We start from the raw sequence: 13342 nt of genomic DNA, 5'->3' as shown, positions 1-13342 counted from the left end.
AACGCGTCGATCGTGCTGCCGAACGGCCGCACCGTCGACGTCAAGCGCGGCCGTCGGCGCGCACCCGCGGATACGGCAGCGCGCTTCTACGCGCCGTCCCGCTTGATCCGCTCGACGATGCGCGCCAGCCGAATGATGTCGGTCGGCGCGAAGTCGGCCGCGTCGGGCGGGGAACGGCCGCACTGGTCGGCGATGCGCATCGCGAACGGCCCGGCCGCCCGCACGGAAACACCCGGCACGCGCATCGTGTTTCGTTCCATGGTCCTCCCCTTTTCCGGCACGCGACCGGCCGGCCCGTCACCGCCGGTTCGACCGCGACACCACGTCGATCCACACCGCCAGCACCAGCACCGCGCCCTTGACGATCATCTGCCAGTACGCGTCGACGTCGAGCATCGACATCCCGTTGTCGAGGCTCGCCATCACGAGCGCACCGATCAGCGCGCCGTACACCGTGCCCGATCCGCCGCGCATCGACGTGCCGCCGATGAAGCACGCGGCGATCGCGTCGAGCTCGCCCATCGTGCCGGCGGACGGCGACCCGGCCGCGAGCCGCGCCGTGTTCACGAGGCCGGCAAACGCGCACATCAGCCCCATCAGCGCGAAGATCGCGAGTTTCACGCGATCGGTGTCCACGCCCGACAGCCGCGTGGCCTCCAGGTTCGAGCCCACCGCATAGATGCGCCGGCCGAATACCGTCTGCGTCGCGATCCACGAGAACACGCCGAGCAACGCGAGCAGCAGCAGCACCGGCACCGGAATGCCGCCGTAGCGGTCGAGCGTCGCGACGAAGGCGAACAGCACGGCGCCGGCGCCGACGATCTTCGCGACGTCCTGCCACAGCGGCGCGACCGCGAGCCGGTAGCGATGCCGCGTGCCGCGCTGCCGCACCACCAGCAGCGCCGCGAGCGCGAACAGCAGGACCGCGAGGCCGTCCCCCGCCACGCGCGGCAGATAGCCTTGCCCGATGAACACGAAGCCGTCCGACACCGGCGCGATCGTCGAGCCGCCCGTGACGCCGAGCAGGATGCCGCGGAACGCGAGCATCCCGCCGAGCCCGACGATGAACGACGGCACGCGCCGATAGGTCGACCACCAGCCGTTGAAGAGCCCGATCAGCACGCCGAGCGCGAGCACGGCCGGGACCGTCGCCGCCACCGGCCAGTGGCGGTTGACGTCGAGGATCGCGGCGACGCCGCCGAGTAGCCCGAGCAGCGAGCCGACCGACAGGTCGATCTCGCCCGCGATGATGACGAACACCATCCCGCACGCGAGCATGCCGGTGATCGACATCTGCCGCAGCAGGTTCGACAGGTTGCGCGGCGTGACGAACGCACCGTCCGTCAGCACCGAGAAGAACGCCCAGATCGCGGCCACCGCGAACAGCAGCGCGAGGATTTTGTAGCGCACGAAGATGCGTCGCAGCGGATGGCCGCGCGCGACGCGCGTATCGGTGTCCGGCGACACGGGCCGGGAAGACGAAAGTTCGGTGTTCATGTCGTGCTCGCTGCAATGGGTTCGGCCGGACGCCGCGCGGGCGTCAGCGCGGCGCCGAGAATCTGTTCCTGCGTGAGGCCGTCGTTGACGAAATCGCCGCGCAGCTCGCCCTCGCCGATCACGAGCACGCGATCGGCGAGCCCGAGCACTTCCGGCAGCTCCGACGACACGACGATCAGCGCGACGCCGCGCTTCGCGAGCGCGAAGATCAGCCGGTAGATCTCCGCCTTCGCGCCGACGTCGACGCCGCGGGTCGGCTCGTCGAGAATCAATACCTGCGGGTCGGCGAGCAGCATCCTGGCCAGGACCGCCTTCTGCTGATTGCCGCCGGACAGGCTCGCGATCGGCAGGAACGGATGCGCGGCACGCACCGACAGCCGCTGCATCTCGGTGCGGATCGCGTCGAGTTCGGCGGCCGCGTCGATCCGGCCGCGCGCGGCGAACCGGCGCAGCACCGCCAGCGTGATGTTGTGGCCGACGCCGAGCTGCGGCACGATCCCGTGGCGCTTGCGGTCCTCCGGCACCATCGCGATACCTGCGCGGATCGCATCGGCCGGCGAGCGGATCGCGAGCGGCCGGCCGTTCATCCGCACGCTCGCCGTGCAGTCGCCCGGATACGCACCGAAAATCGCCTGCATCAGCTCGGTGCGGCCCGCGCCGACCAGCCCGGCGACACCGAGAATCTCGCCGCGCCGCACGCTGAACGACACGTCGTCGACGCGCTTGCGGCGCGGGTTCGTCACGTCGTGGCAGGTGACGTGATGCACGTCGAGCACGACGTCGCCGATCTCGTGCGGCTCGCGCGGATACAGGTCGCGGATCTCGCGGCCGACCATCATCGCGATGATCCGGTCGGTGGTCAGCGCGGCCATCGGTTCGGTCGCGACGTGGCGGCCGTCGCGGATCACGGTCACGGTGTCGCACACCGCGTCGATCTCGTCGAGCTTGTGCGAGATGTAGACGCACGCGACGCCGCGCCGCTTCAGGTCCCGCACGATGTCGAGCAGGATGCGCGTTTCCGACGCGCTCAGCGACGACGACGGCTCGTCGAGGATCAGCAGCTTCGCGCGCTTGTTCAACGCCTTCGCGATTTCGATCAGTTGCTGGTGACCGCCGCCGTAGTTCATCACCGGCTGCGCGACGTTGATCGCGTCGATCCGCAGCTCGCGCAGCAGCGCTTCCGAGCGTCGCACCATTTCCGCGTAATGCATGCGCCCGCCCGGCAGCGTGATCTCGTTGCCGAGGAAGATGTTCTCGGCGACCGACAGCTCGGGCACGAGCATCAGCTCCTGGTGGATGATCACGATGCCCGCGCGCTCGGTATCGCGCACGCCGGACGCGACGAGCGGCGCGCCTTCCCAGCGGATCTCGCCGTCCCAGGTGCCGTGCGGGTACACGCCCGACAGCACCTTCATCAGCGTCGACTTGCCGGCGCCGTTCTCGCCGCACAGCCCGACGCATTCGCCGGGGCGCACGCTCAGGTCGATGCCGTCGAGCGCCTTCACGCCGTCGAAGGCCTTGACGATGCCGCGCATCGTCAGCAAGGGTTCCGTCATTCGTTCATTGCCTCGCAGTAAACGCGGCCGCCGTCGCGGCGGCCGCGCGTCGCGTCCGTCGCCCGCTTACTGGCTCGCCAGCTGGGCCTGGGTATAGAAGCCGTCCTTCACGACGACGTCGACGTTGCGCTTGGTCAACAGCGTCGGCTGCAGCAGCACCGTATCGACCTTCTTCTTCCCGTTGTCGTATTGCGCGTTGAACGCGGGCTTCGTCCCCTTCGCGAGATCGACGGCAAGCTTCGCGGCTTCGCTCGCGATCAGCTTCAGCGGCTTGTAGACGGTCATCGTCTGCGTGCCGGCGATCACGCGCTTGACCGCGGCCAGATCCGCATCCTGCCCGGACACCGGCACCTTGCCGGCCAGATGCTGCGCGGCGAGCGCCTGGATCGCGCCGCCGGCCGTGCCGTCGTTCGACGCGACGATCGCGTCGATCTTGTTGTTGTTCGCGGTCAGCGCGTCCTCGACGATCCGCAGCGCGGTCGACGCGCTCCACTCGGGCACCCACTGCTGACCGACGACCTTGATGTCGCCGCGGTCGATCGCCGGCTTCAGCACCTTCAGTTGCCCTTCGCGCAGCATCTTCGCGTTGTTGTCGGTCGGCGCGCCGCCCAGCAGGAAGTAGTTGCCCTTCGGCTTCGCGTCGAACACGCCCTGCGCCTGCAGCTCGCCGACCTTCTCGTTGTCGAACGAGATATACGCGTCGACGTCCGCGTCGAGAATCAGGCGGTCGTACGACACGACCTTGATGCCGGCCTTGCGCGCTTCGGCGACGACGTTGCCGAGCGTCTTCGAGTTGAACGGCACGATCACGATCACGTCGACGCCGCGCGAGATCAGGTTCTCGATCTGGGAAATCTGCCGCGCCTCGCTCGCATCGGCGGACTGCACCGACACCTTCGCGCCGAGCTTGGTTGCGGCTGCAACGAAATAGTCGCGGTCGCGCGACCAGCGCTCGACGCGCAAGTCGTCGATGCAGAAGCCGATCTCGGGCTTGTCCTTGCTCGCGTGCGCGAGCGGCGTGCCCAGCGCGAACATCGCCAGCGCGGCGGCGCCGGCAAGGGAATTCAGTACGGTACGACGCGTCACGGATTTCATGTCTCCACTCCTTGTTATGGAACCACCTCACGAACCGCGGGCGGCCGCCGGATTGCACCGCCCGCATCGAGTCACTGCCGCGCGCGGGTTCGCGCCGGCGCACCGCCGGTCAGGCGCCCGTCGCGAATACCGGTTCGAGCGCACGGTACAGCGCGCGAAACGTCGGCCGCCGCACGTCGCGATACCACGCGTGCCGCCCGGGATCGGGCTCGCGCACCGCGACGACGCTCGGCTGCGGGCACACGTCGGCAAGCGCCGCATCCGGTTCGAGCGCGAGACGGGCGAGGCGCGCGGCGCCCAGCGCCGGCCCGATCTCGCCGCCCGCGCGCAGCGTCAGCGGACGGCCGCTCAGGTCGGCAAGCATCTGCGTCCAGTACGCGCTGCGCGAGCCGCCGCCGATCACCGTGATGCGCTCGGGCGCGAGCCCGGCCGCATGCAGCGCGTCGATGCCGTCGAGCAGCGCGAAGCCGACGCCTTCGAGCGTAGCGTTCGCGAGATCCGCGCGCCGCGTGTCGGGCGTGAGCCCGTAGAACACGCCCTTCGCGTTCACGTCGTTGTGCGGCGTGCGCTCGCCGCTCAGGTACGGCAGGAACCACGGCCGGCTCTCGCGTGCGTTGGTCTGCGCATCGTCGAGCAGCGCCGCGACGCCGTCGTAACCGGCCAGTTGCGCGGTGAAGTCGATGCAGCCGGCCGCGTTCAGCATCACGGACATCAGGTGCCAGGTGTTGGGCAGCGCATGACAGAAGCTGTGCACCGCCGATTCGGGATTCGCGCGAAACCCGTCCGACACCGCGAAATACACGCCCGACGTGCCGAGCGACAGCAGCGCGTCGCCGGGCCGCACGATCCCGACGCCCACCGCGCCGGCCGCGTTGTCGCCGCCGCCGGCCACCACCGGAATCTCGCGCAATCCGAGCGCGCGCGCGACGGCCGGCAGCAGCGTGCCGGTCACCGCGTTGCCCTCGAACACGGCCGGCATCTGCGTGCGCGACAGCCCGCACGCGGCGAGCAGCGTGTCGTCGTAGTCGCGCTTCGCGACGTCGAGCCACAGCGTGCCGGCGGCATCCGACGGATCGGTCGCGAACGCGCCGGTCAGCCGGTAACGCAGATAATCCTTCGGCAGCAGCACGTACGCGATGCGCGCGAACACGTCGGGTTCGTGCCGACGCACCCACAGCAGCTTGGGCGCCGTGAAGCCCGGCATCGCGACATTGCCGGCCACCGTGCCCAGCGCGGGCGCGAGCCGTTCGAGCTCCTCGCACTCGGCGTCGGCCCGGCCGTCGTTCCACAAGATCGCGGGGCGCAGCACGTCGCCATGCGCATCCAGCAGCGTCGCGCCGTGCATCTGACCGGTCAACCCGAGCGCGTGGATGTCGCGCGGGTCGATGCCGGCCGCGCGTGCATCCGCCACGAGCGCGGCGAGCGCGCCGCATGCGGCGTCCCACCAGTCGCGCGGCGCCTGTTCGGACCAGCGCGGCTGCGGCCGGCTCACCGTCAGCGGGCGGTTCGCGCTCGCGCGCACCGCGCCGTCGCGGTCGAGCAGCACCGCCTTCACGCCGGACGTGCCGAGATCGAGTCCGATGTACATGGCGTCAGCGCAGCCCGTAGATCGCCTGGTTCACGATGTTCTCGAGCCGCTCCTGCGCGCCGCTCACGTGCCGCGGGTCGACGCCGCGCGCGAGCGCGTCGGCCGCGAGCGACTCCAGCGTATAGCCGCCCGACAGGATCTTGCGGCCGAACGCGTCGTCCCACTGCGCGTAGCGCTGCCGGCGCAGCGCGTCGAGCCGGTCGTTCTCGACCAGCACCGCCGCGCGTTCGAGCGCGAGCGCGAGCACGTCGATCGCGCCGACGTGACCGTAGAACAGGTCTTCCGGGTCGATGCTCTGGCGCCGCACCTTCGAGTCGAAGTTCATCCCGCCGGTCGTGAAGCCGCCGTGGCGCAGGATCTCGTAGAAGGCGAGCGTCAGCTCCTCGACGCTGTTCGGGAACTGGTCGGTGTCCCAGCCGTTCTGCGGATCGCCGCGGTTCGCGTCGACGCTGCCGAACACGCCGAGCGCGAATGCGTTCGCGATCTCGTGATGGAACGAATGGCCCGCGAGCGTCGCGTGATTCGCCTCGATGTTCACGCGGATCTCGTTCTGCAGTCCGTACTGCACGAGGAATCCGTGCACGGTCGCGACGTCGTAGTCGTACTGGTGCTTGGTCGGTTCCTGCGGCTTCGGCTCGATCAGCAGCGCGCCCTTGAAGCCGATCCGGTGCTTGTGCTCGACGACCATCGACAAAAAGCGCGCGAACTGCTCGCGTTCGCGCTTCAGGTCGGTATTGAGCAGCGTTTCGTAGCCTTCGCGGCCGCCCCACAGCACGTAGTTTTCGCCGCCGAGCCGGTGGGTCGCGTCGAGCGCATGGCACACCTGGGTCGCGGCCCACGCGAACACGTCGGGGTTCGGGTTCGTCGCGGCGCCGGCCGCGAAGCGCGGGTGCGAGAACAGGTTCGCGGTGCCCCACAGCAGCCGCACGCCGCTCGCCTGCTGGCGCTCGCCGAGATAATCGACCATGCGCGCGAAATTGGCCGCGTATTCGCGCAGGCTGTCGCCTTCCGGCGCGACGTCGGTGTCGTGGAACGTATAGAACGGCGTGCCGAGCTTCGTGAAGAACTCGAACGCCGCATCGGCCTTCTGCCGCGCGCGCTCGAGCGCGTCGCCCGGCTGCTGCCACGGCCGCTGGAACGCGGCCTGCCCGAAGATGTCGTGGCCCGGCCACACGAACGTGTGCCAATAGCAGACCGCGATCCGCAGATGCTCGGCGAGCGTCTTGCCCAGCACGCGCCGCTCGGGGTCGTAATGGTGATAGGCGAGCGGGTTGTCCGACCGCGGGCCTTCGTAGCGAATCGCGGGAATGTGTTCGAAATACGACATGGCGTCTCCGTGCAGGTTCTTGTTGCGGCGCAACGTGCATCGCGACGACGCACGCGGCCGAATTCGGTTGGCTGGATCGTGCCCCCGCGCCTGCCGCCCGGCAATTGCGAAATTGCGCAGCACGCTTGATGTTTCTTGCCAGCCGCTGCGTGCGGCGCGCGTTCCGTCCTACAATCGCCGTACACCAACCCGCGCGCCGCCGTCCCGGGCGCGCCCGGAGACAATGGCACCGCGCCCGCAAGGCGCGCGCCCCGACACCGAGATGACACGCGCCCCTTCCGCCCAGACACCGCACCGCATCGCGCTGCTGTTCAACGCGAACAAGGTCTACGACCGCGAGATCATCAGCGGCATCGGCCAGTACCTGCACACGACGCGCGTCGTGTGGGACCTGTTCCTCGAAGACGATTTCCGCTGCCGGCTCACCGGCATCGAGCGTTTCGACGGCGACGGCATCATCGCCGACTTCGACGATCCGGCCGTCGCCGACGCGCTCGCCGGCTCGCCGCTGCCGATCGTCGCGATCGGCTCGTCGTACGAGGACCCGGCGCAATACCCGGACGATGTCCCGTATATTGCGACGGACAACGCGAAGCTCGTGTCGCTCGCCTATACGCACCTGATCGGCGCGGGACTCGCGCACTTCGCGATGTACAGCCTGCCGGTCGCGCAGGAGAACCGCTGGGCGCAGCAGCGCGAACTCGCGTTCGACCGGCTCGCGCGCGCGGACGGGCTCGACGCGCCGATCTATCGCGGGCTGTCGACGAGCGCGTCGGGCTGGAATCACGCGATCGAGCAACTGATCGGCTGGCTGCATGCGCTGCCGAAGCCCGTCGGCGTGATCGCGGTGACCGATGCACGCGCGCGGCATCTGTTGCAGGCCTGCCTGATCGCCGGCATCGCTGTGCCGGAACAGGTCGCGATCATCGGCATCGACAACGATCCGCTCACGCGCACGCTGACGCGCATTCCGCTGTCGTCGGTCATCCAGGGCACCGAGGAAATGGGCCGCACCGCCGCGCACCTGCTGCACCGGATGCTGCGCGGCGCGCGCTTTCCCGGGCAGCGCATTCTCGTGCCGCCGGTCGGCATCAACGTGCTCGAATCGACGCGCCACCAGCCGCTGGCGAGCCCGCACGTGATGCGCGCGCGGCATTTCATCCGCCAGTACGCGTGCCAGGGGATCAAGACCGAACAGGTCGCCGACTATGTCGGCGTGTCGCGCTCGCTGCTCGAGGAGCACTTCCGGCGCGAACTGCAGCGCACCGTGCACCAGGAGATCCTGCGCCACAAGCTCGAAGCCGCGCAGGCGCTGCTTGCCGGCCGGCAGGCGTCGAGCGCCGAAGTCGCGATCCGTTGCGGTTTCACGTCGCTGCAATACATGTACGCGGTGTTCCGGCGCGAACTCGGCTGCACGCCGCGCGAATATCAGGAACGCGCGGCCGCCACGAACTGACGCCCGCCGCCCACCCGACCTCCACTCATGCATATCGATACCGATTCCTCATACCTGACGCCCGGCGTCGCACGCGTGCACGCCGAGCCGTGGGGCACGTTGCCCGACGGCGAGCCCGTGCGGCGCTATACGCTGCGCAATGCGCACGGAATGCGCGTCGTCGTCAGCGACCTCGGCGCGACCGTCGTGTCGTGGCTCGCGCCCGACCGCACGGGGCGCTTGGCCGATATCGTGCTCGCGCACGACACGCCGGCCGAATACCTCGCATCCGGCGCCTATCTCGGCGCGACGGTCGGCCGCTGGGCGAACCGGATCGCCGGCGCGCGCTTCACGCTCGACGGCGTCGACTACCTGCTCGACCGCAACGAGAACGGCAACCTGCTGCACGGAGGCGCGAACGGCTTTCATCGCGCGCGGTGGGACGTGCTCGACGATGGCGGCGGGCTCACGCTGCGGCTCGATTCGCCGGAAGGCGACGCGGGCTTCCCCGGCAACGTGAGCGTGCAGGTGCGCTACACGCTCGACGACGACGGCACGCTGACGATCGACTACACGGGGTGGACCGACGCGCCGACGCCGCTGAACCTGACGAATCACAGCTACTTCAACCTGAACGGGCGCGCGGGCAGCGACGTGCGCGGCCATCTGCTGCACATCGACGCCGACGCGTTCCTCGAAGTGGACGACGCGCTGATCCCGACCGGCACGGCCGACGTGACGGGCACGGCGTTCGATTTCCGGCAAAGCGCGCCGCTCGGCGCGCGCCTCGACTGGCCGCATGCGCAACTGGCGCGGGCGCGCGGCTTCGATCACTGCTACGTCGTCGGCAACGGCGCGCGCGAAGTCCGGCCCGTCGCGCGAATCTACGATCCGGAAAGCGGCCGCGAGCTGACCGTATCGACCGATCAGCGCGGCCTGCAGCTCTATACGGGCAACTATCTCGACGGCCTGCGCGTGAGCGGCGGCACGCCGTGCGTGCGGCACGCGGCGTTGTGCGTCGAGGCGGGCGGGTTCCCGAATCAGGTCAACATGGACGGCCTGCGCGACGACGTGATCGTTCACCCGGGCGACGTGTATCGACAGACCACGCGGTATCGGGTGGGGGTGCATGCATAGCGGGCGGGCTGCGTCGCCGGCGCCCGGGTAGCGCCGTGCGAATTCCGGCCGATCGCGATGCCGCGTCGCCTCGCGTGACATTGCGACGGCAGGAAAATGCTTTCTACGATTCGTTGGTTTGAGCGGCGCGGCGCAGCCCGTAGCATGGGCGCGTCACCCATCCTCCAGCATCGGAATGTCCGCGCAAACAGACAAGGTCGTCCATTGGCTGCTGTCCAGCCTGGAGCCGAAAAGCCAGCTTTTCCACGTCGGCCAGTATTGCGGCGACTGGCAGGCGTCCACCGCCGGCCGTGCGAAGGCGAGCTTCCACATCCTCCTGCATGGATCGGCATGGCTTCACTTCGCCGACGGGCGAGACAGCATTCCGGTTGCCGCCGGTGAAGCCGTCTTTCTGTTGCGCGACGTGCCGCACGGGCTGTCGCCGAGCCCGGTCAACCCGCAGGCCTGCGCGGTCGCGGGCAGCCACCCGCTCGAGCGACGCGGGTCGATGCAGCCGCTCGACGCGTCGGTCGACGGCAGCGTCGGCCTTGCCTGCGGTTTCATCGAATTCCACGCCACCGTGTCGCGCGCGATCGTGTCGCTCTTCCCCGAGTACCTGATCGTGCGGCGCGGCGACGACGCCTATCGCGGCATCCACGGGCTGTTCGAGCTGATTCGCGCCGAAGGCCGTCACGGCGTCGACGCGCCGTCCCCGCTGATCGACAAGCTGGTCGAACTGCTGCTGTTCTATGCGGTACGGGACGCCGCCGGGCACGATACCGTCGCCAGCGGGCTCGCGTCGCTGATGCAGCGGACCGGCTTCGGCACGCTCGTCGCCGCGATCATCGACGCGCCCGCCGACGCGTGGACCACCGACTCGATGGCTGCGTTCGCGAACATGTCCCGCACCGCGTTCTGCAAGCACTTCAGCGAAGCGTCCGGCCATCCGCCGATGCAGTTCGTCACGCTGGTGCGGATGCGGCTCGCGGCGGACCTGCTGGAACAGGGCCTGCCGATTTCGCGTGCGGGCGAACTCGTCGGCTATCAGTCGGAGTCGGCCTTTGCGCATGCGTTCAAGCGCACGATGGGCATGCAGCCCGGCGCGTGGCGGCGCGGGCGCGACGACGCGTCGCAATCGGCCGCCCGCCTGCACTAGCCGACGGGCCGGCGCGCCGTCGAAACGCACGACGCGGGACGAACGCACAGGAATCGCGGATGTTCGCGCATTGTCCGGCGGGGGCGCCGCCTCGACAATGCTCTCACTGCCCCTCCGGAGAATCCTGTGAGCCGCCTGCCCTTGCCTACCGTCGAAACCGCGCCCGCACCCAGCCAGCCTTTCCTGGAAAAATCGCAGCGCGCGAACGGTTTCCTGCCGAACCTCGTGCGCTCGCTCGCGAATGCGCCGGTCGCGCTCGAAACCTATCTGACCGTCGCGGAGATCAACAGCCGCGCGGGCCTCACGTTCGCCGAGCGCGAAGCCGTGCAGATCACCGCGGCCGCCGTCCACGGCTGTGCGTTCTGCGTGGCCGGACACACCGCCGCCGCGCTGAAGAAAGCCCATGTCAATCGCGCCGACGTCGACGCACTGCGCGACGGCGAGCCGGTTACCGATCCGCGGCTTGACGCGGTCGCGGCCTTCACGCGCGCCGTGATCGCGACGCGCGGCGGCGTGACCGACGACGCGCTCGACGCATTCCGGGCCGCCGGCTTCACCGAAGCGAACGCGCTCGAAGTGGTGCTGGGCGTGAGCCTCGCGACGCTGTGCAACTTCGCGAACAACCTGGCGCGCAACGAACTCAACCCCGAACTGGCCGCATACCGATGGGAACCCCGGACACAGGCCGCCTGACGGCGCCCGCACTCGACGCGTCGCTCGCCGACTGGCTCGACGCGAACGCCACGCAGCTCGACACGAGCGCCGCGCTGAAAGCGGACGTCGTGCCGCGTCTCGCGGCGGCCGGCCTGTTCCGGACCGGCGTGCCGGCGAGCCTCGGCGGCGCGGGCGGGACGACCACGGACGCCATCGCGGGCATCGCCGCGGTGGCCGAACGTTCGCTGACCGCGGCCTTCGTGCTGTGGGGCCAGCGCAGCTTCATCGAATACCTGCTGCAAAGCCCGAACGCCGCGCTGCGCGAGCGCTGGCTGCCGGCGCTGCTCGACGGCCGTTGCGCGGGCGCGAGTGGCCTGTCGAACGCGATGAAGTATCTGTCCGGCATCGAGTCGCTTCAGATCGACGCGACGCCGCACGCGGAAAGCGCGGACGACTGGCGGCTGACGGGCAGGATGGCGTGGGTGACGAACCTGCGCACGGAACGGTTCGTCGTGGCGGCCGCGGTTGCGTTCGGCAATGGCAGGCCGTCCGCGATCGTCGCGATTCCCGATGACGCGCCCGGCCTGACGCGCAGCACGGATCTCGACCTGATCGCGCTGCGCGGCAGCAACACCGCCGCGCTGCATCTCGACGACGTGCCGAGCGACACCGCGTGGCTGATCCATCCGGATGCGCAAACGTTCCTGCCCGCGGTGCGACCGGCCTTCCTCGGCTTGCAGTGCGGGCTTTCGATCGGGCTCGCGCGGCGCGCGCTGGCCGAAGCGCGACGCGCGGCCGAGACGACGCGCGGCATTCTCGGCCCCGAAGTCGAATCCTGCGCGGCCGGACTGGCCGCCGCATGCGCGCAACTGTCGTCCGGCATCGCCGACAGCAGCCTGCGCCTGCACCCGAATCGCCTGTTCGAGCTGCGCATCGCGCTCGCGACGCACGTGGCCACGGCCGTGAACCTCGAACTCGAGGCGAGCGGCGGCCGCGGCTATCTGCGCGACGCGGGGCTCGGGTTCGAGCGACGCTGGCGCGAAGCGGCGTTCATTCCGATCGTCACGCCGAGCGTCGTGCAACTGAAGGCGCAACTCGCCGCGCAGACGCGGAGCATCGCCGCATGACGCCGCCGCTGCTGGACGCGCGCCATCTGACGCTCGGCTACGACGGCGAACGGCGCACTCCCGTGCTTGCCAATGTGTCGCTGTCGGTCGATCGCGGTGAAATCGTCGCGCTGATCGGCCCGAGCGGGACCGGCAAGTCGAGCCTGCTGCGCGCACTGGCCGGGCTGGAGCAACCGCAATCCGGCACCGTGTCGCTCGACGGCACGACGCTGCGGGGCCCGCACCCGCGGATCGCGATCGCGTTTCAGGATCCGTGCCTGCTGCCGTGGCTGTCGACCGAAAAGAACGTCGCGTTCGGCCTCGCCTTCGCGCATCAGGCGCGCCTCACGCGCGATCAGCAACGCGAGCGCGTCCGCGCGGCGCTGCGTGCGGTCGGGCTCGAAGCCGCCGCGGCGCTGCGCCCGGCCCAGCTCTCCGGCGGGATGGCGCAGCGCGCGGCGCTGGCGCGTGCACTCGCGCGTCAGCCGCACGCGCTGCTGCTCGACGAGCCGTTCTCGGCGCTCGACGAGGTCACGCGCGCCGCGATGCAGCAGTTGCTGGTGAACATCGTGTCGACGACACGCTGCGCGACCGTGCTCGTGACCCACGACATCGACGAAGCGCTGCTCGTGGCCGATCGCATCGTGCTGCTCGGCACGCAAGGGCGCTTCATCGACGCGTGGCGGGTCGATTTCCCGCATCCGCGCGACGCGTTCGTCAGCGAACTCGGCGCGATGCGCATCGACATCCTGAAGGCGTTGCAGGCCGACATGAAGCGCCCGCACGCGTCCGAACTTCATTCCCTGAACTGA

At 69.7% G+C, this 13342-nt stretch carries 12 protein-coding genes; 6 read left to right on the top strand and 6 right to left on the bottom strand.

Annotated elements, in window-relative coordinates; all coding sequences use genetic code 11:
• Positions 1-86 precede the first annotated feature (86 nt).
• The 6 genes from LGM42_RS19450 to xylA all read right to left on the bottom strand — a co-directional run bounded on the left by LGM42_RS19450 (position 87) and on the right by xylA (position 7063).
• Entirely contained in the window at positions 87-260 is a 174-nt protein-coding gene (locus LGM42_RS19450) for a hypothetical protein (RefSeq protein WP_226232927.1), read from the bottom strand.
• A 37-nt stretch (positions 261-297) separates the two neighbouring features.
• Positions 298-1497, bottom strand: a complete 1200-nt coding sequence (locus LGM42_RS19445) for a sugar ABC transporter permease (RefSeq protein WP_059637630.1) — start codon at positions 1495-1497, stop codon at positions 298-300.
• A complete protein-coding gene (gene xylG / locus LGM42_RS19440) occupies positions 1494-3053 on the bottom strand; it encodes a D-xylose ABC transporter ATP-binding protein (protein WP_059577752.1) in 1560 nt (519 codons plus the stop codon). Before xylG ends, LGM42_RS19445 begins: the two co-directional genes overlap by 4 nt.
• 66 nt (positions 3054-3119) lie before the next feature.
• Complete coding sequence (gene xylF / locus LGM42_RS19435) at positions 3120-4148, bottom strand: D-xylose ABC transporter substrate-binding protein (RefSeq protein ID WP_226232926.1); 1029 nt, start codon at positions 4146-4148, stop codon at positions 3120-3122.
• Between the two features lie 109 nt (positions 4149-4257).
• Positions 4258-5736: a xylulokinase gene (gene xylB, locus LGM42_RS19430; protein ID WP_226232925.1), complete on the bottom strand. Its 1479-nt coding sequence runs from the start codon at positions 5734-5736 to the stop codon at positions 4258-4260.
• 4 nt (positions 5737-5740) lie between these two features.
• Positions 5741-7063, bottom strand: coding sequence for a xylose isomerase (xylA, locus tag LGM42_RS19425; protein ID WP_059578027.1), 1323 nt, complete (start codon positions 7061-7063; stop codon positions 5741-5743).
• 262 nt (positions 7064-7325) lie between these two features.
• Here xylA and LGM42_RS19420 point away from each other — a divergent pair, with 262 nt between their 5' ends.
• The 6 genes from LGM42_RS19420 (at position 7326) to LGM42_RS19395 (ending at position 13342) form a co-directional block, all read left to right on the top strand.
• Complete coding sequence (locus LGM42_RS19420) at positions 7326-8519, top strand: XylR family transcriptional regulator (protein ID WP_059577745.1); 1194 nt, start codon at positions 7326-7328, stop codon at positions 8517-8519.
• Between the two features lie 27 nt (positions 8520-8546).
• Entirely contained in the window at positions 8547-9635 is a 1089-nt protein-coding gene (locus LGM42_RS19415) for an aldose epimerase family protein (protein WP_059608811.1), read from the top strand.
• A 175-nt stretch (positions 9636-9810) separates the two neighbouring features.
• Positions 9811-10770, top strand: coding sequence for an AraC family transcriptional regulator (locus LGM42_RS19410; protein WP_060310302.1), 960 nt, complete (start codon positions 9811-9813; stop codon positions 10768-10770).
• Positions 10771-10896: 126 nt separating this feature from the next.
• On the top strand, positions 10897-11463 hold the full coding sequence (locus tag LGM42_RS19405; RefSeq protein WP_226232924.1) for a carboxymuconolactone decarboxylase family protein: 567 nt from the start codon (positions 10897-10899) through the stop codon (positions 11461-11463).
• The gene (locus LGM42_RS19400) at positions 11436-12551 is read left to right on the top strand and encodes an acyl-CoA dehydrogenase family protein (protein WP_226232923.1); all 1116 of its coding nucleotides are present in this window, start codon (positions 11436-11438) and stop codon (positions 12549-12551) included. The genes LGM42_RS19405 and LGM42_RS19400 overlap by 28 nt, the downstream gene beginning before the upstream one ends.
• Positions 12548-13342, top strand: coding sequence for an ABC transporter ATP-binding protein (locus LGM42_RS19395; protein ID WP_226232922.1), 795 nt, complete (start codon positions 12548-12550; stop codon positions 13340-13342). The genes LGM42_RS19400 and LGM42_RS19395 overlap by 4 nt, the downstream gene beginning before the upstream one ends.

The sequence above is a fragment of the Burkholderia sp. AU39826 genome (assembly GCF_020419965.1).
GTDB lineage: Bacteria > Pseudomonadota > Gammaproteobacteria > Burkholderiales > Burkholderiaceae > Burkholderia > Burkholderia semiarida.
This window is presented reverse-complemented; position numbering and strand designations above follow the sequence as displayed.